This window comes from Ekhidna sp., assembly GCF_039940915.1.
Lineage (GTDB): Bacteria > Bacteroidota > Bacteroidia > Cytophagales > Cyclobacteriaceae > Ekhidna.
This window is the reverse complement of the sequence record NZ_JBDVFO010000001.1, coordinates 1,062,665-1,081,795: the sequence shown is the minus strand read 5'-3', so window position 1 is coordinate 1,081,795 and position 19,131 is coordinate 1,062,665. Positions and strand designations below refer to the sequence as shown.

Below are 19,131 nucleotides of genomic sequence, written 5' to 3'. Positions count from 1 at the left end.
TTTTATTTTTATCTAATGGACACAGCTACTCAGTCGAATATTAGAGATCTTTTTGAACGCGTGAAAGAACGCTCAATAACTTTGAGAACCTCAACCCTCAAGGAGAGAAAGAGCCAACTGAAGAAGCTTGAAGACTGGATTATGGATCATCGCGGAGAGATTCATGAAGCTGTGCACAAAGACCTTCAAAAACCCGCTGAAGAAACGGATCTGACGGAAGTATTTGTGGTACTTTCCGAAAGTAGAAAAGCGCGTAAAAACCTGAGAAGTTGGATGATGCCCAAGTCAGCCGCCACAAGCATAACTTATCTCGGAACCAGGGCTGAAACATTTTACGAGCCAAAGGGGACATGTTTGATTATTGCGCCATGGAACTACCCATTTCAATTAGCCATTGGTCCACTGGTTTCAGCAATTGCTGCAGGAAACTCCGCCATTATAAAGCCCTCTGAATTTTCAGAAAACACTTCTGAACTCATTCAAAAGATGTGCTTAGAAATATTCGAGCCGGAAGACGTGTCAGTAGTATTGGGAGGGATCAAAGAGTCTCAAGAGTTGCTTGCTCTGCCATTCGACCATATCTTCTTTACAGGTAGCCCTCAAGTAGGAAAAATCGTAATGGCAGCCGCCGCGAAGCATTTGGCCTCCGTTACCCTAGAACTCGGTGGAAAATCTCCAACCATCGTGGATGCAAGTGCAAGTATTAAAGATGCCGCACAAAAAATCGCCTGGGGTAAATGGCTCAACGCCGGGCAAGTGTGCATTGCTCCAGACTACCTGTTTGTTCATGAAGATGTCAAAGATAAGCTTGTGGAAGAGTTGGTGGTTCAATCCGAAAAGATCTATGGGTCAAAAGAAACCTACGGAGGCATTATCAGCCGAGAGCACCACAATCGCATCAATGATTTGATGGCTGATGCAATAGACAAAGGAGCCGATATTGAATTCGGCGGAAAATCTGATAGGGATAACCTGCGATTTACTCCCACGCTACTTTCCAATGTCGCCAAAAATAGCAGAATCATGGAAGAAGAAATCTTCGGACCTATTCTCCCAATAATGGTTTACCATAACATAGATGAAGTAATCAAATTCATTAATCAGAAGCCAAAACCACTGGCACTTTATGTTTTTGCTAAAACGAAATCAATAATAACGCGCATCAAAAAGGAAACAAGTGCAGGTATGATGACGATCAATGATGTGGTTCTGCAATTCGCGCATCCAAACCTTCCCATTGGTGGAGTTAACAATAGTGGTATTGGCAAAGCGCATGGTCATGCAGGCTTCATTGCATTTTCCAATGAAAAAGCCATCGTCAATCAGCGCAGAGGCTTAACAATGGCTAAAACAGTCTACCCGCCGTATTCTGGTTTCAAAAAATTTATGATTGACTTTATGGTTAAGTATTTTTGACCTGTGAAAAAGTTATTAATTGTTCCTTTGCTAGCTTTTATAGCTTGCACTTCTCCATCATCCGAAAATGCTATAAAACGTCCATCAGAATGGTACGGGAATTGGCGCGCTGAGTGGGAAACACCTCCAGAATCATACCCTGAAGTTCAGGATATGGAGTTCTACATGACGGGTGTTTTTGCCTTCACTGAAGATAGCCTTACAAAAACTGTAAACGGCTACCCTGGATGCATTTTTGCTGTCGATACGCTCTCGCATGCACAAACATGGTATGTCTCAGGCGACACATTATTTCTTATGAATGAGCCCGGGTCACAAGGAATGACTTATCGCATAGCATCTAAATCCGAAGATCAAATCAAGCTTCAATTAATGGATGACATTTTCGTTACTCTCAGTAAGTAGTTGAAATCTTTGATTTAAAATGCGTTGTGTTTTATAGGATGGAATGCTTTCTCTTTAATTTGCATAAAATAATCATGATATGAAGAAGTTTTTGATCATACTCGGAGTTGTATTCGCAATTCTTATCACGGCAATCATCGTCCTGCCCATCATTTTCAAAGATGATATTCGAAAGGCCATTGATGATACAATGGCCGAAAGCCTGAATGCTTCTGTTTACTATGACATAGATGGATTCAGTCTATCCCTCATTAAAAACTTTCCTGACATTACTGTGAGCATGCGTGATTTTGGTGTTGTGGGTGTAGGTGCATTTGAGAAGGATACGCTTGCTTCGGTCGGCACATTTTTAGTGACAGTAGACTTAATGTCGGCCATCAGCGGAGATCAAATTATCGTAGAAGAAATTTTGCTGGACAATCCGAATATATTGGTTCTGGTTTTACCGGACGGTCAGGCCAACTATGACATTGCGAAAGAAGGCAGTGCAGACGAAAGTCCCCAACCCGAAGCAACAGAAGAGGTTCTAGATCAGACAAGTTCCAATGAAGACGCAGACTTGAGTGTTGGTATTGAAAAATGGAGTATTAGAAACGGAAAGGTTGTTTACAGAGATCAATCCATGAACTTCTTCACTTCAATTACGGGCTTGAATCATGAAGGATCAGGAGATTTTAGTTTGGATGTTTTCGACTTGACAACAAGAACTACAGTAGATGATGTAGCGATGGGGTTTGAAGGAGTGGAATATGTGTCCAATAAAAGTCTGGCTTTAGACATTATTCTAAACATGAACCTGACAGAAATGAAGTTCACTTTTAAAGAGAATCGATTTGCTGTCAACAATTTTGCAATGCAAGCAGATGGTTATGTAAGCATGCCAGGCGATGATATTGACATGGATATTACGTTCGGCGGAAAAGACATTAGCCTTAAAAGTATTTTATCCTTAATCCCTGGTGTGTATCAGGAGTATCTCGATGGTGTGACTGCAGGGGGTCAAATAAGCTTCGATGGATACGTAAAAGGAACATTCAATGAGAGTTCTATGCCAAAAGTAGCAGCCAATCTAGCGGTAGATAATGGCAGAATATCTTACGAAGATTTCAATATCCCTATGGAAGACATCAACATTAAAACCAGTTTCAACTACCCCTCAGCCGATCTTCGTGAGACCAGTTTCAATGTAGATAAATTTTCAATGTTGGTAGATGGGGAGTCCGTAGAGGCATATCTGAAGTTTAAAAATTTAGAGAACTACCAGTGGGATCTTGGATTCGACGGCAATGCCGATCTTGAGAAAATTACCAAGATTGTCCCTATGGAGGGCATGACGCTCGTTGGTAAGATCAACGCAAAGCTCAACACGGCTGGAATGATGTCTGATGTAGACGCAGAACAATATGATAAGCTACCAACAACAGGCAGTCTTACCATCGATGATTTTCTCTTCCAAAGCGCGGACTTGCCGCAAGGTTTTGGGATTAGCCAAGCTAATCTTTCCTTCAATCCGTCTGAAATAAACTTATCCGAGTTTTCTGCGACATCAGGAAATTCAGATTTCAGTATGGATGGTAAGATCACCAACTATTTGGCTTTTGCCTTATCTGAAAATGAGCTGTTGACCGGACGACTGAATTTCAACTCCTCCCTTATAGATATCAATGAATTGATGCCTGAGGAAAGCATGGAAGAAGAGGCAACAACAGCATCCAATGAAGAGGTTAGTGAAAGCACGGAAGGAGAAGAAGAAGCATTGGAGGTAGTGAAAATTCCTGAAAATATTGATTTTACACTGGCATCCTCAATCGACAAAATTGCTTACTCCAATCTCTCCATCAACGATTTCAATGGTCAAATTCTGATAAAAGACGGAGCGATCATTCTGGATGACAACAAATTCAAAATGCTTGATGGCACGTTTGAGCTAACCGGATCATATGTAACAAAGGATCTTGAAAAACCGAAATATGATTTAGGGTTTAAGGTTAAGGATCTATCGATAGGGAGTGCTTTTGAAGCCTTCGAAACTATCCAAAGCTATGTACCTATTGCCAAGCAGGTTACCGGAAAGTTTTCAAGTGATTTCAAAGTAAATGGGTTGCTTGGTGAGGATATGATGCCGATCATGGACGCCATTGATTTAACAGGCCTGGTCAACATTGCAGAAGGTGCTCTGGAAAAAGGAGCGTTTATGCAAAAGTTATCTTCAGTAGCAGCTCTGAAAACTGGCGCAGGTTCTGAAGGCAGTCAAAAAATAAATTTAAAAGATGTATTGGTTAAAACATCAATCAAAGATGGACGAATGTTCGTAGAACCTTTTGATCTTGAAGTAGGTGGACAAAGCGCCGTTCTTGGTGGAAACAGCGGACTAGATGGGAGCCTGGATTATTCCATGCTGTTAAAAGACGTTCCTACAGGGCAAATTGGAAATGCATTAAACAGTGCGCTCAGTTCATTTACTGGAGGTAAGAAATTAGTTGCTGATAAAATAAATCTCAACCTTGGAATAGGCGGCACCTACGATGACCCGAGTGTGAATTTATTAGGTACCAGTGGTGCTTCAGGAGGAAGCTCAGGTGGAGCCACTGCCGAGTTTAAAAAGCAACTTACCGACAAAGTGGATGAGCAAAAAGAAAAGGCAGAAGCGGAGCTCGCCGAGAAAAAAGCAGAAGCAGAGGCAGAATTAGAGGAGAAAAAAGCAGAACAGCGGCAAAAAATTATTTCGGAAGCAGAAGCTCAGGCAGCTGAAATTAGAAGTCAAGGAAAAGCCAGCGCTGAAAAAGTCAAGAAAGAAGGGTATGCGGCGGCTGATAAATTGATCGCAGATGCAGGGTCTAATCCAATTAAAAAGAGACTGGCGCAGCAAGCAGCGCAAAAACTGAGGGATGAAACAGACAAAAAAGCAGCAGGTATAGAGTCGGAAGCCAACAAAAAGGCGGATAATCTAGTAACTGAAGCTAAAGCTCGGGCAGCCAAAATATAGACTTACCGTGATGTGAGATGACAAGCGGCGGTCGTGCCCTTCATCTCCTTTGCAGCACTTGCATGCGAAAGGCATCCAGCTTTAAAAAGCTAAAAAGCAAGATGGTAAATGCCCAAAGAGATGATCCCCCATAGCTGAAGAAAGGCAATGGAATACCTATCACTGGGAATAAACCAATGGTCATCGCAATGTTCACGGTAAAGTGAAAGAATATGATTCCGACAACACCATACCCAAACACGCGAGAGAATGTCGATTTTTGTCTTTCCGCCAAGTAAACCAGCCTCAGCAATAGCGTGGTGAACAACGCCAGCATAAGAATACTGCCAATCCAACCATGCTCTTCGCCTATTGTGCAAAAAATGAAATCCGTCGTTTGCTCAGGCACAAAATCAAACTTGGTCTGTGTCCCCTCCAGAAATCCCTTTCCGGCAAATCCTCCAGAACCTATTGCAATTTTAGATTGCGTAACGTTCCACCCAACTCCTAGCGGATCAATGTTTGGATTGACCAAAGACAGTACTCGTTTTTGCTGATGAGGCTTAAGAACGTCTGTAAGGATGAAGTCTACACTTCGCACCACAGAGGTCACCACTATGGCTCCCGCTATAATATAAACCAGCCGCTTAGGCGTTCGGGCATTGAGACCAAGGGCGAGAAGGGTGACGATAGCGATTCCTGCAAGCAAAACAGTTTGGCTAACAAGTAGTGTAAGGATAAAGACCACAAAAATGGATAGTGCGACAATGATAAGTAAGGGTGGCATTCCCTCTCTAAACATTGGTACAACGAGCGCTGCGAAGACCAGTGCTGTTCCTGTATCACCTTGAAGAACAGTAAGTGCCATGGGGAGAAGAATTATTGCAAATGCAATTCCCAGCGTATTCAGGTCGCTTAATTTCCGATTGGCATTATCCAGATACTTTGCCAGTGCAAAAGCCGTTGCAAACTTGGCAAACTCTGAAGGCTGTAAACCAAAACCACCAATACCAATCCATGATTTAGAGCCAGCAACCTCTTTCCCGCCGATCAAAATGAAAAGTAACATTGCCATTACTATCCCATAAATGATATAGGCGAATGAGTCAAAAAATTTATAGTCGAAGAAAAAGATCGTAAATGCAATTGCTGTGGACGTAAAAATCCATATGAGCTGTTTTCCCGCACTGGTTCCAAAATCAAAAAGACTTTGCTCTACCTCAGGATCATACTCTGCGGCATAGATATTCAGCCAGCCTGCAATCACAAGCGCTCCAAAAAGTAGGACTGATGTCCAATCAATTTTCTGCGATAGTTGGTCTGAGCGCATTTTTAGGTATGTATCTTTCTTCTAAAACGTAATCTTCCAGCCATGGTCTGGAGATTTTTCCGAGCACATATTTTTCCGCTAGCAAACTCGCCACGGAAACTGCAGCTCTACCTCCTTGTCCAGCATTTTCAACATATGCTGCAATCGAAATTTTTGGGTTATCCAAGGGTGCAAATCCCATAAACCCTGAATGATCCTCGCCGTGAGGATTTTGCACCGTGCTGGTCTTACCGGCAAGTTTCAGAGAGTCCAGATAACCTCGAATACCCGAGCCCGCCATCACCACTTGCTCCATTCCTTTGACAATGGGCTCATAATGCCTCGGGTCATAGGGCAATATTTCTTTCTTAATGTTTGGGTTGGGCCAACCCTCGATTTTATCCACCACATGTGGTGTAATGAAATAACCTCTGTTAGCTAAGATGGCTCCCAAATTAGCCATCTGAAGTGGAGTGACGGTTAGCTCTCCTTGCCCAATACTCAAAGAAGCTACATTGGAATACTTCCAGCGTTTAGCACCATACAATCGATCATACATTTCAATACTCGGTACACTACCTGTAATTTCATTGGGCAGATCTACTCCCAGCTTTCTCCCTAAGCCAAAGTGCATCACATATTCTTTCCACTTTTCAAGACCAATGCGCGAATCGATGTAAGGGCTCTCTTCAATACCTTGCTGTACCATTCGCCGCATAATCAGATAAAAATAATTGTTAGACGACTTGGTGATCGCCTTAATCATATCGTATGGACCTGGAGGAGCCAGGTCTCCAATATTGCTCCCATCTGTTCTTATTATCTCATCTGCTTGCACCACACCCTCATGCATCGCGATAACCCCTTGAATAGTTTTAAACATCGAGCCCGGAGGATAACGGGCTTGTAGTGGTCTATTCAAAAAAGGTTTATTCTCATCTTTATTGAGAATTGGAAAATTTTTGCTGAGGCTTTTTCCACTCAGTAGCTGCGGATCGTAGGATGGTGCCGACACAAAAGCCAATATTCTTCCAGTACTGGGCTCTATGGCTACAACACTTCCTACTTTGCCTGCCATTAATTTCTCAGCATATTGTTGAAGTCCCAAATCAATGGTTAGGTGAATGTCTTCCCCAGATTTTGGCAAGGTATCGTATTCACCATCTCTATAATCATCCTTTATAACTCCTTGCACGTTGACAACTTTAAACGTAGCGCCCCGCTTACCACGAAGGTGGTCTTCATAGGATTTTTCTATGCCTCCGATTCCTATGTAATCACCCGATTTATAATAGCGCGTTGTATCACGATTTAAGAAGCTTCCACTTACCTCGCCAACATATCCGACTACATTGGCCAATGATTTGGTATTATAAGATCGAATGGTTCGAGGAAGTACATAAAATCCTGGATAGTTTATCAACTGATCCTGAAGCTTCGCAAAAAGATCATCTGATATTTGCTCGATGAACTTGGAAGCAAGAATGGACGAGTAACCCTTCGCTTTCTTTAGTTTTTCTATAAATTCAACGCTATCAATCTCTAGCAACTCGCAAAATTTAGTAGTATCTGCAATTTCCGCCTCTCGGGGAACTATCATTAGATCATAAACTGGAGAATTATAAATGACGAGACTGTCATTGCTGTCATATACCAGACCTCTAAAAGGATACTCCACAATCTTTTGAACCACATTATTCTCAGCAGCTACTTTGTAGTCTTCGTCAATAATTTGAATGTAGAAAAGACGGACGGAAAATATGATTACCGTAAAAAGAATAAGTCCTCGAATCAGCAAACTCCGTTCTCTCATTGTCGCTGTCTATTTGGTGTAATGATAAAATTTATCACGAAAATTACGACCGTGCTAAAGACAGTACTAAAGAAAGCCTTGCTAAACACCATACCAAACAAATGAAAGCCTCCATTTTCAATCACAAAAATTAAAAAATGATGTGCAAAAACTAAAGGGAAAATAAAATACAGAAAGCCTGATTTTTTCAATGTCGCCACATTCAGATTGGTGATCTCCTGGGCATCATCGTTTACAACATTCAACCAAAAGTTTCTTATGAACAGCACAAAAACCGATGCTGAAGCATGTATTCCAGGTGTATTGGTGAATACATCAACAAGAAGGCCTGAGAGAAAACCGATGACCATAAGGTTTGATCGGCTAAGTGTTCTTGGTAAAAGCAGCAAAAAACCAACATAAAAAAAACCAAAAGCTTTATCGAATAGCGTGATGCGATGAACCAAGGGCAATTGAACCAACAATAGCAGGATCAAATTCAGAATTTGTTCTTTTATGCTAATTCTGGTCATTGTATCAGGAGTGAATCCTTTTCAGGTTTAAACAAATCCTTTATTACGAACACTTGATGCAAGCTCGTGAAGTCGGTGGCCAATTTTACTTTCGCTTCATAAAAAGTCATATGCTCTTCTAAAGAGAGCTCCTCTACAATCCCAATCAGTATGTTCTCGGGAAAGACCGAGTTGAATCCGGAAGTTACAATGGAATCACCCTTTTGTAAGTTGATATGCCTCGGTATGTACTTCAGTCCGGCGATATCATAAGCCTCCTGATCCCATTGGACTGTGCATTTTGTTTCAGTTCTTTTTATTTTGGAAGATACCAGCAGCTTAGGATGCAGCAATGAGTAGATCGTAGCAAATCCATTAGTTACTGACTTTACCTGACCAACCACTCCGAAAGAAGAAATTACCCCCATTCCTACTTCAACACTGTCCTTTCTACCCGCCGAAATAGTCACAAAGTTTGTACTTCGATCAAATGTGTTATTGATTACTGTAGCTCCAATTACTCGATACTGATCTACGGTATCTAAGTAGGAATATTTTTCCGTCTGAAACATGCGTAGCTCCTGCTGAAGTTTCGCATTTTCTTTCATTAACTGTTCATTCGTTTCCGTTAGCTGGAAGTAATTGCTAATGTTGTTGGATGTTTGCGTCAGTGATGCTGCCGCTTCATTACTGGAATTAAGAAACGATGCGTTATATCGGTTGTTGAAATTGATGAGAAGCCATGCACTCAGGATTTCCAAGCCAATAAAAACGGCTATTTCTCGCTGCTGATAAAGGAAATCTAAAAGCCTTTGCATTCACTTCTTAGGTCATCAATACCGCTTTATATTGATTCAAGCTTTTGAGTGCTGCTCCCGTACCTCTTACAACCGCTCGCAATGGATCTTCGGCAATGTGAATTGGTAGCTTTGTCTTCATGGCCAGGCGTTTGTCTAAACCGCGAAGCATTGCACCCCCTCCGGTTAGATAAATACCATTGTCATAAATATCAGCAGAGAGTTCTGGCGGAGAAATCTCCAATGCTTTCAGCACAGCCTCCTCTATTTTAGATACCGACTTGTCTATCGCAAAGGCAATCTCAGAATAGGAGATCTTAATTACCTTAGGTATTCCTGTCATCAGGTCTCTTCCTCGAATCTCGAAATCTTCCGGTGCATCATCATCAAGTTCCGTTAATGCTGATCCAACCTCAATTTTTACTTTTTCCGCAGTTCGCTCACCGATAAGCAGGTTATGCTGCCGGCGCATGTAATCCAAAATATCTTTGTTGAACGAATCTCCGGCTACACGAATCGATTGGTCACAGACGATACCGCTTAAAGCTATCACCGCAATCTCTGTAGTACCTCCTCCTATATCCACGACCATACTCCCCACCGGTTGATCAATATCTATACCGATACCAATGGCCGCAGCGATAGGCTCGTGGATCATGTAAACTTCTTTTGCTCCAGCGTGCTCTGCTGAATCCCGTACCGCTCTTTTCTCAACCTCCGTAATTCCAGAAGGAATACAGATAATCATTCGGTGAGATGCTGGCAAAAAACTTTTCTTGCCTCTGTCCATCATTTTGATCATCCCACGAATCATATGCTCCGCTGCGTGGAAGTCAGCGATCACACCGTCCTTTAAAGGTCGAATGGTCTTTATGTTTTCGTGGGTTTTTTCGTGCATCTGCATGGCTTCCCTGCCAATGGCCAGCACTTTATTCGTGTTTTTGTCAATTGCAATGATTGATGGTTCGTCAACCACAACTTTATCTTTGCTGATGATCAGCGTATTGGCGGTACCTAAATCGATAGCTATGTCGCTCTGGAAAAAATCAAAAAGACCCATGAATGCACTCTGAATTTGAGCACGAATTTAGGTTCGATTTTGCATAAAAGCTAAAGCATCATCGATTAGTGATAAAACTTTCATTTTTAAGAAGTTGCGCGCTCTTGTTTTGTTTTCAAAATGCGCATTTTTCCGCGTAGCTCATTGATGGTTTCTTTGGACAATTCCATGTAGATTCGGAAACTGTCATTTGCTACCAACTTCTCCTCAATCAGCATCTCAAAAGCTTTGTTTTGAGCCAATTGAACACGTTTTACTCGCTTCATTCCTTCAGCGATGGTCGAAATGCCGGTAATGCCATTTTTGATGTTCATGAGGTCTTCATAGAATTCATCAATTTTATCTTTCTTTTTCTGAGCCTGCCATTTGGTAAGTGATGCAATTCCACTCCAAAGCGCGATAATGATGGAAAGTATTACTCCTCCAAGTTCTGCATAGCGCTCAATGAAACTCGGTTCTTCTCTTTCCAGAAAGATTCGAGCTCCTTCGTGAAGAGGAATATTAAGCTTTGCCTGATCAAAATCCTCTTTCATCCCCTCAAAGAGCAGAGGATCTATTGAGGTAAAAATTTGGCGATTTCTCAACATGGTCTTTGTAAAATCATTAACTGCTACTTCTCCCATGCGCGACCTTACCATCATTACCAAATCCACCGAGAGTGTAACGATAGGCTTATCTGTAAAACTCCAATAAGAATTTTGAGGAATTATGAATGGCGATAGTCTAGGATATTTAAGCGTAATCCCTTGCACTGTAGAAGCATCACTCAGATTATTCGCATCGTCAAATGAAAACAGCTTAAAACCTTGATAGTCCTGAAGGTGCTGTTTGGTAAAAAGGTTGGTAAGCTCAACAACTACCCGTGCATCGGGCATATTGTGCGTCACTGTAATTTGAGATGCATCAAGTCCGTAATAGTCCCACAAGTCCATCATCAGGTTGTAGGTAGGAGAACCTTCCCTTCCGATATATACAGGACCATCATACATCAATGAGGCGAAAGTGCTGCCATCCATGCCCTCTTGATAGAGAATGTGCAATACTTCCGAATAAACAGAAAAGGCAGAATTAAGACCTTCCTGATAGTTCACATAATTTTCAACGAGAGCGATATCCACTTTGTCATGAATCAGGCTGTCAAGGTTGGCGTTGGTGTTTAAGCCATCAATAAGCATGATTTCTACGTTGAATTCACTCTCCAGGAGTTCCTTCATTTTTGAGGCAATTTCCTTATTTGGCCCTTCATCATTGTAGATAAATGAAAATGTAAGAGTAGTCGGGTTGCAAGAAGCAAGGAAAATGATGGCTATTGCCGCAATGATTGTTTTCTTCATAAGGAGCATATTACGCGTACTTTAAAAATACTGCTAATTTTTTTGTGTCTTACTGTAGACACTTCGCATTTTATACCTAAATCCAATTCAGTCATTATTTTGCACTATTTTAGGAGTAGTTTTGCTGCCTGTAGCTGAGGATGTTATTTTTTGAATGAAAATAAGTCTTTCAAGTAGCTCTATATTTGATTTTAATCGCTGGAGTTTGGAAACGACCAAGGCTGCTAAAAACAGAAAAGTCACATGAAAAATATTTCCTTTTCGGATAGGGTAAAATACCGCTTCGACAGCTTTGTTTCTCAGGGAACCATCTCAATGATTAAGGGGCTGGGTGTAATTACTGTCGTAGTTATTGTTTTGTTTGGAGCTTCACTGCTACTACTTGGTCTTCACCCCGATCATGAATCCAACTTCAATATCTTCGAATCTTTCTGGGTGAACCTAACACATGCGTTGGATCCTGGAGTATTGGGCAATCACGATGAGAATTGGCCATTTAGGCTTTTCATGCTAATGACAACTGTTATCGGTCTGGTGATTATTTCAACACTCATCGGTCTCGTTTCGAATGGTATTCTTACCAAGCTAGAAATACTCAGAAAAGGTAGATCCTTTGTAATAGAAAAGGATCATGTGCTGATTTTAGGTTGGTCATCAAAAATATTTACCATTATTCCAGAGATCGTTGAAGCAAACGAAAATCAAAAAAGAGGAGTAATTGTCATACTTGCCGACATGGACAAAGTTCTGATGGAGGATGAGATAAAAGACAAGGTTGGGAATACTGGAAATACGCAGGTGATTTGCAGAACAGGAAACCCCATTGATGTTCACGATTTAAAAATCGCCAACCCCTTTGATACCAAATCAATCATAATCCTTGATAAGGAAAATGAAAATTCCGATAGCCAGATTATTAAGACCATTGTAGCCATTGTTACCGATCCCAAGCGAGAGGTGCTCAGAGGATCCGCTGATGAACGTCCATATCACGTTACCGCTGAGATGGAGGATAAGAAGAACTTTGATGTAGCAAAGATGGTTGGAAAGAATGAGGTAGAGCTTATTCTGTCAGATGAGATTATTTCAAAAATTATGGTTCAAACCAGTCGACAGTCTGGTTTGAGTGTGGTTTATCAGGATTTGATGGACTTTGATGGGGATGAGATTTATTTCGAAAGTGCGCCATCGCTAGTCGGAAAGTCGTTCCGAGATGTTCTCTTTGCTTATGAAGATTCCGCCATTATGGGCATTCAATTTTCAGATGGGCACGTGGCTATTAACCCTCCCATGGATACGGTGTTTGGTAAAGGTGATAAAATAATTGGTATTACGGAGGACGATGACACATTGATCCCCAACTCTACTCCAGTAGATCCACACGAAAGCAAAATCGTATATACGGAGCCTGAGCCACAGGATAGTGAAAAACTACTAATTGTCGGGTGGAACAATAGAGCTCGATACATTATTAGAGAATTGGACAATTACGTCCCGAAAGGTTCGGAAGTTCGCATTGTTTCCAAGTTTGATGATGCAGAAAAAACGGTGAATGACCTTAAGAATAGCGTTCAAAACATTAGCATTGAGTTCGAGGTTCAGGATACAACCGGTAGAGAAACCTTGGATTCCATGGGTCTTGAACAATACGATTACATCATTTTGCTCTGCTACCAAAACTATTTTCCAATACAGGAGGCAGATGCACAAACGCTCATTACACTCCTTCACTTAAGAAATTTCACCGAGATAAAAGGCAGCAAGTACAAAATCGTAAGTGAGATGCTTGATATAAGAAACAGGCAGCTTGCTGATATCACAAGTGCAGATGACTTCATTGTAAGTGATAAGCTGATCAGTTTATTGATGAGTCAGGTTTCGGAGAATAAAGATTTGATGCGTGTATTTGAGGATCTATTCGATGCGGATGGTTCGGAGATTTACATCAAGCCGGCTAGGGAATATGTGCAGACTGGAATGTCTATGAATTTCTACACAATCTTGGAATCTGCTGCTCGAAAGAATGAGGTAGCGATAGGATACCGTGTAATTAGTAAAGCAAAGTTTGCTGATGAACAATACGGAGTTGTATTGAATCCTAAGAAATCAGACGAGTTTACGCTGGAAGAAAACGATATGGTAATCGTTTTATCCGAAGATTAACTATTCTTAAGCGCCGCCCTTATTTCTTTCATCGCTCTTCTTCTGTACAGTCTCGTATTGTGACTCGTAGGTTCGATGTTTCTGATATAATCAAGAACATCGTTTTTTTGATGACCATTCAAGTTTTGTACAGATGAGATAATCTCCGTTTCCAATCCTAAATAATTCATAATACGTGTGGTTTATATCTAAACTAATTTACGATCCAAGTGTTAGTCAGGTTTTAGGCTAATATTGTATTTCGATGAACACATCCAGACTAAATATTAAACTTTGGTAATATTCCACGATTTTACAGAAGTCTAATACATAAAAAACACCTAAATTCAATTCGTCAAAACAACTATACCATGTCCAGTCACTCCAATGAAATCTCGCAATTCCTCGAGAAGATTGCGCAAAAAAATCAACATGAGTCTGAATTTCTCCAAGCGGTACAAGAGGTAGCGGAAACTATTATCCCCTTTATCGCGGACAAACCACAGTATAAAGACTCAAACATTTTAGAGACTATGTGCGAACCAGAGCGTGTGTTCATGTTTCGCGTACCTTGGCTCAATGATAAAGGTGAAATACAAGTCAATAGAGGATATCGCGTTCAAATGAATTCAGCGATAGGACCTTATAAAGGAGGTTTGCGGTTTCATCCTTCTGTTAACTTGAGTATTCTCAAGTTTTTAGCGTTTGAGCAGGTTTTTAAAAACAGCCTCACAACTCTGCCCATGGGTGGTGGTAAAGGCGGGTCAGATTTCAACCCTAAGGGGAAAAGCGACAATGAGGTGATGAAGTTTTGTCAAAGCTTCATGACTGAGCTTAGCAAGTACATCGGACAATTCACTGACGTGCCAGCTGGTGATATCGGTGTTGGTGGGCGTGAGATTGGCTACTTATTCGGTCAGTATAAAAGAGTGCAGGGCGAATTCACTGGCGTATTAACCGGAAAGGGACTCCAGTACGGAGGATCATTGATTCGTCCCGAGGCTACAGGGTATGGTTGCGTCTATTTCAGCAAAGAGATGCTCAATCATCTTGGAAATGATCTCGATGGCAAAGTGTGTACAGTATCTGGGTCAGGCAATGTTGCCCAATTTGCTATTGAAAAACTCCTTCAAAATGGAGCCAAAGTAGTAAGTGTTTCGGATTCCGGAGGATCCATTTATGATCATGACGGTATAGATGAAGAGAAACTGGCTTATATCAAAGAGCTAAAAAATGTAAAAAGAGGTAGAATCAGCGAATACGCTGATAAATACAGCAGTGCCAAATTCAGAGCAGACGAAACTCCATGGACGATAAAGTGTGACCTGGCTTACCCTTGTGCCACTCAAAATGAACTCCCTTTGGAGGACGCTAAAACATTGATCTCCAATGGTTGTATTGGCGTTTTCGAAGGAGCTAATATGCCTACGACAGCAGATGCTGTAGAACTTATTAAATCCAAAAAATTAATGTTTAGCCCTGGAAAAGCATCGAATGCCGGTGGTGTAGCTACATCCGGTCTGGAGATGTCTCAAAACTCACTGCGACTGTCCTGGACAAGAGAAGAGGTAGACGAGAGACTCAGAGGCATCATGAAAGATATTCACGAAAACTGTGTGAATCATGGCCAGGAGAGCAAAGACTATGTCGATTATGTAAAAGGAGCCAATATTGCCGGATTTGTGAAGGTGGCTGATGCCATGTTAGCTCAAGGAGTCGTTTAAAGCTTCCTTAGACAGACAAAACTCTGTGCTCGCTCATTGTGATGCACCAAAGTTCTCAAGGGTTCGACTTCTTCGAACCCTTTTCTTATTTCATCATAGAGATCGTTTGTCAAGGCAAAACTGACTCTGCCATCGGGAAACTCCACCGTTCCATTGTTGCGCCTGGAAGCTATGCCTGTATCAACCGCAGAATCCATGCTTGCATACAGAATACCATCCTTATCTAACCGATCAGCTATCTTATTCCACATGAGTAGAAAATCATCTTTTGTTGTAGCAAAATGAAGAAGTCTACTGCAAATCACCAGATCAAACTTTTTCTCTTCCGCAGCTTCGCGAATATCGTGGGTTTCAAAAGTTGCCTTGGCATGAGCAATGGATTTTGCTAAGTACTCCAGTAGTTTCAGTTTGGAAGCATCCGTATCCCAGCCATGATAGGTGTATGCTTCCCGAATGAAATAAATTCCATTTCTACCTTCGCCACAGCCAATGTCTAATACTTCAGCATCACGCTTTATGTGTCCCTTCAGAATCAAATCCATCAGGAAGAGGTCCATATCACCAAAGTAGTTATTAAAGTCTTGAATGCTCATAGCCATTGGATCAAATCCGACAAAATCGAAAGAAATGTTACCAAAACCGAAACTAGTTTTCTATTTTTTCGTTTTCGACAAAATCGAAAGAAATAAATATCTATCGTAAATTAATAAACTAACGGCGTTGTGAAAGGATCAAATATTGGTGAATTAGAAGAAGTGGTTTTGCTCTCTGTAGGCATTCTATACGATGATGCCTACGGATTGGCAATACAAAAAGAGATAAAAGAACGGTGCAGGCGTTCAATTACCATTAGCACCGTCCACTCCGTAACAAGTCGCCTGGAAGAAAAGGGATACCTAGGTGCACGATACGATGGCGCTACTCCAGAAAGAGGTGGAAGAAGAAAGCGGCTCTTCCGATTAACCACCGCTGGTCAGGCTACCATTGTGAAAATGCGCGATATGCGACAAAGTATGTGGGACGCAATTCCTGACATAGCTCTTGCAAATGGATAAGAAACCAAAACTTCTTTCCTCCACAAGCAATCTGCTTGAACGTTTTTGCAAGCCTTCCATTGTGGAAGGTATCATTGGCGACCTGGAAGAAGCATTTTTTGAAAATAAGAAACAAAAAGGGTCATTTAGGGCTAAAGCTATTCATCTTTTTCAGGTGATTGGCTTCTTACGACCCAGATTTAGACAAAGATCAAAACACTCAAATATTGAAGCTATGCTACGTAATTATCTAACTGCCACCATAAGGAATTTAAGTAAAAACAAATTTTACGCTACCGTAAACATCTTCGGTCTAGCCATTGGAATGGCCGCAGGGTTTATGATCCTCCAATACGTCTATCATGAGCTCACGTATGATTCTTTCATTGAAAACAAAGAGAATATCTATCGCGTACAGACCAATCGGTACAATCAAGGAGAACTTTCAACTCAATGGGCGGCCGGAGCAGCAGGAGCTGGCAACCTCGTAAATCGGGATTTCCCGGAAGTTGAAGAATATGTCAATTTAACATCCAGCAGAGCGCAGATATCATACGATCAGAAGTACTTTGAACTTACTCATCCTTACTACGCGGGGGCAAATTTCTTTGAGTTTTTCTCCATTCCTCTACTAAGAGGAGAGGACAGCACAGCTTTAAAAGATCCAATGACGGTTGTTTTAAGTGAAACTTTAAGTAAGAAAATATTTGGTGATGATGACCCAATGGGCAAAATCATCAAAATGAATGATGCGACGGATTTTAAAGTAACGGGTGTTTTTCCTGATTTTCCAGAGCGGTCTCACATGAAGTTCGATTTGTTATATTCCTTCGAATCCTATGTTTCTTTCACCAGTGAAGAATCCAGAACCAGCTGGAATTGGGATGGTTTTTTGAATTATGTGAAGCTATATCCCGGTACCGACCCCAACCAACTTACAGAAAAATTTGATCCTTGGATGACGGAACTGAGAGGTGAGGAAGATCAAAGCAATTTCAGAATGGAGCTCTTACTACAGCCGCTTCCAAAAATTCATCTTACTTCTAACTACCGAATGGAAATAAAGCCAACTGGAGATGAGAAGACCACCTATTTCCTATTGATCATTGGGCTTTTCGTACTGTTTATTGCTTGGATAAACTATGTCAATCTAACAACTGCACGCGCGCTTAGCAGAGCCAGAGAGGTAGGAATCAGAAAAGTTATGGGTAGCCACAAGGCTCAACTAATCGGCCAATTTTTGTTCGAGTCATTCTTTCTAAATGCTATTTCCTTCTTGATCGCTTCCCTATTGGTCCTTCTCATTTTTCCATCGTTCAATTCTTTTGTAGGAAAGGGTGTATCCTATACATGGCCTGATACACCTGTCTTTTGGCTAGGGCTTGGAGTAGTCTTTGTATTGGGGCTTATTCTATCTGGTTTTTATCCCGCTTTTGTTCTCTCTAGTTTCAAACCCATTGCTGTCCTCAAAGGAAAATTTGCTTCCAGCAGCAGTGGCAATAATCTGCGCAAGGGATTGGTCACCTTTCAGTTCTTGGCCTCTGTCGTGCTCATCACAGGAACCTTCGTGGTTTATAAGCAAATGAATTTTCTTCAATCTCAGGATTTGGGTGTAAGTATTGATCAGACGATGGTAATCAAAACGCCATCCTATCGAAGTGATTCAGTAATGGCGATTAAAGATGCCGTGTTCAAAAACCTAATTGATGCTGATCCATCGGTTGTTGGCTATACCTCATCTTCCGCGGTACCCGGCAGGACACCTGATTGGAATGCCGGAGGAATACGGCTTTTGACTCAGGACGAGTCTCTTTCAAATCAATATCGTGTCATTGGTGCCAATGCCAATTTCCTGGACTTTTACGATTTGGAAATCGTCTCTGGTCGAAATTTTGATGAGTCATTTGGAACAGAAGAAGCCAATGTACTTTTCAACGAAGCGGCAATTCATCAGATTGGGTTTCAAGATGTAAAAGAAGCCCTTAACCAAAAAATTAATTTCTGGGGAGATACTTTCAATATCGTGGGGGTAGTAAAAAACTATCGACAGGAATCCCCAAAGCAGGCGTATGACGCCATGATTTTTCGCTACTTCCCAAATACGTCAGGTTTTTACTCGATAAAAGTAAATTCAGCAAACATGCAAGAGGTTGTAGGTAATATGCAATCCAATTGGGAAGATGCTTTCGGAAACAAAGTCTTTGATTTTTTCTTCCTGGACGACTTCTACAATGAGCAATATCAGGCAGAAGTAAAATTTGGGTCCATTTTTGGACTATTTGCGCTCCTGGCTATTTTGGTAGCCTGTTTAGGACTGTTCGGACTGGCCTCCTATATTACAAGCCTTAGATCCAAAGAGGTCGGGGTTAGAAAAGTACTTGGTGCCTCAATCAAGCAGCTACTTACCTTACTCACTTGGGATTTTGTAAAACTTGTAGGCATCTCCATCATAATTGCGGCTCCACTGAGCTGGTGGCTTATGAAAAACTGGCTGGCTGGTTTTGAAAACAGAATAGAGCTTGGCGTGGGAATCTTCTTGATACCCGCTATTGCAATAGTAATAATCGCAATCTCAACAGTGGCGTTTCACACGTTTAAAACTGCAAAGTTGAATCCTGCAGATACTTTACATGATGAATAG

General features: G+C 41.4%; 15 protein-coding genes. 7 read left to right on the top strand and 8 right to left on the bottom strand.

Annotated features, from left to right (window positions below; genetic code table 11):
• Nucleotides 1-15 precede the first annotated feature (15 nt).
• The 3 genes from ABJF57_RS04980 to ABJF57_RS04970 all read left to right on the top strand — a co-directional run bounded on the left by ABJF57_RS04980 (nt 16) and on the right by ABJF57_RS04970 (nt 4,807).
• The gene (locus ABJF57_RS04980; protein ID WP_462230604.1) at nt 16-1,416 is read left to right on the top strand and encodes an aldehyde dehydrogenase family protein; all 1,401 of its coding nucleotides are present in this window, start codon (nt 16-18) and stop codon (nt 1,414-1,416) included.
• A 3-nt stretch (nt 1,417-1,419) separates the two neighbouring features.
• On the top strand, nt 1,420-1,821 hold the full coding sequence (locus ABJF57_RS04975; RefSeq protein ID WP_462230606.1) for a hypothetical protein: 402 nt from the start codon (nt 1,420-1,422) through the stop codon (nt 1,819-1,821).
• Between the two features lie 79 nt (nt 1,822-1,900).
• Complete coding sequence (locus ABJF57_RS04970) at nt 1,901-4,807, top strand: hypothetical protein (RefSeq protein ID WP_462230607.1); 2,907 nt, start codon at nt 1,901-1,903, stop codon at nt 4,805-4,807.
• A gap of 40 nt (nt 4,808-4,847) precedes the next feature.
• Here the strand turns inward: ABJF57_RS04970 and rodA are convergent, their stop codons facing one another.
• From rodA to ABJF57_RS04940, 6 genes are all read right to left on the bottom strand, one after another.
• Nucleotides 4,848-6,116 (bottom strand): rod shape-determining protein RodA, encoded by a 1,269-nt coding sequence (rodA, locus tag ABJF57_RS04965; RefSeq protein ID WP_462230609.1) that lies wholly within the window; start codon nt 6,114-6,116, stop codon nt 4,848-4,850.
• Complete coding sequence (locus ABJF57_RS04960) at nt 6,085-7,908, bottom strand: peptidoglycan D,D-transpeptidase FtsI family protein (protein WP_462230611.1); 1,824 nt, start codon at nt 7,906-7,908, stop codon at nt 6,085-6,087. Before ABJF57_RS04960 ends, rodA begins: the two co-directional genes overlap by 32 nt.
• Nucleotides 7,905-8,420 carry a hypothetical protein gene (locus tag ABJF57_RS04955; protein WP_462230613.1) on the bottom strand — a complete coding sequence of 172 codons (516 nt, stop codon included), beginning with the start codon at nt 8,418-8,420 and terminating at the stop codon, nt 7,905-7,907. Before ABJF57_RS04955 ends, ABJF57_RS04960 begins: the two co-directional genes overlap by 4 nt.
• A complete protein-coding gene (gene mreC, locus ABJF57_RS04950) occupies nt 8,417-9,217 on the bottom strand; it encodes a rod shape-determining protein MreC (RefSeq protein ID WP_462230615.1) in 801 nt (266 codons plus the stop codon). The genes ABJF57_RS04955 and mreC overlap by 4 nt, the downstream gene beginning before the upstream one ends.
• A gap of 7 nt (nt 9,218-9,224) precedes the next feature.
• Nucleotides 9,225-10,256, bottom strand: a complete 1,032-nt coding sequence (locus tag ABJF57_RS04945) for a rod shape-determining protein (RefSeq protein ID WP_462230617.1) — start codon at nt 10,254-10,256, stop codon at nt 9,225-9,227.
• 86 nt (nt 10,257-10,342) lie between these two features.
• Nucleotides 10,343-11,590, bottom strand: coding sequence for a TAXI family TRAP transporter solute-binding subunit (locus ABJF57_RS04940; protein ID WP_462230618.1), 1,248 nt, complete (start codon nt 11,588-11,590; stop codon nt 10,343-10,345).
• A 243-nt stretch (nt 11,591-11,833) separates the two neighbouring features.
• Between ABJF57_RS04940 and ABJF57_RS04935 the strand changes: the two genes are divergently transcribed.
• Nucleotides 11,834-13,753 (top strand): CASTOR/POLLUX-related putative ion channel, encoded by a 1,920-nt coding sequence (locus tag ABJF57_RS04935; protein ID WP_462230620.1) that lies wholly within the window; start codon nt 11,834-11,836, stop codon nt 13,751-13,753.
• On the opposite strand, the gene ABJF57_RS04930 is transcribed toward ABJF57_RS04935, so the two are convergent.
• The gene (locus ABJF57_RS04930; RefSeq protein WP_462230622.1) at nt 13,750-13,923 is read right to left on the bottom strand and encodes a hypothetical protein; all 174 of its coding nucleotides are present in this window, start codon (nt 13,921-13,923) and stop codon (nt 13,750-13,752) included. The two genes, ABJF57_RS04935 and ABJF57_RS04930, sit on opposite strands and share 4 nt — an antisense overlap.
• A 180-nt stretch (nt 13,924-14,103) precedes the next feature.
• Between ABJF57_RS04930 and gdhA the strand changes: the two genes are divergently transcribed.
• The gene (gene gdhA, locus ABJF57_RS04925; RefSeq protein WP_462230624.1) at nt 14,104-15,456 is read left to right on the top strand and encodes an NADP-specific glutamate dehydrogenase; all 1,353 of its coding nucleotides are present in this window, start codon (nt 14,104-14,106) and stop codon (nt 15,454-15,456) included.
• On the opposite strand, the gene ABJF57_RS04920 is transcribed toward gdhA, so the two are convergent.
• Complete coding sequence (locus tag ABJF57_RS04920) at nt 15,453-16,049, bottom strand: class I SAM-dependent methyltransferase (protein ID WP_462230626.1); 597 nt, start codon at nt 16,047-16,049, stop codon at nt 15,453-15,455. The two genes, gdhA and ABJF57_RS04920, sit on opposite strands and share 4 nt — an antisense overlap.
• Before the next feature lie 129 nt (nt 16,050-16,178).
• On the opposite strand from ABJF57_RS04920, the gene ABJF57_RS04915 reads away from it, so the two are divergent.
• Together ABJF57_RS04915 and ABJF57_RS04910 are read left to right on the top strand one after the other, a co-directional pair.
• Nucleotides 16,179-16,511, top strand: coding sequence for a PadR family transcriptional regulator (locus ABJF57_RS04915; RefSeq protein ID WP_462230628.1), 333 nt, complete (start codon nt 16,179-16,181; stop codon nt 16,509-16,511).
• Nucleotides 16,504-19,131: an ABC transporter permease gene (locus tag ABJF57_RS04910; RefSeq protein ID WP_462230630.1), complete on the top strand. Its 2,628-nt coding sequence runs from the start codon at nt 16,504-16,506 to the stop codon at nt 19,129-19,131. Before ABJF57_RS04915 ends, ABJF57_RS04910 begins: the two co-directional genes overlap by 8 nt.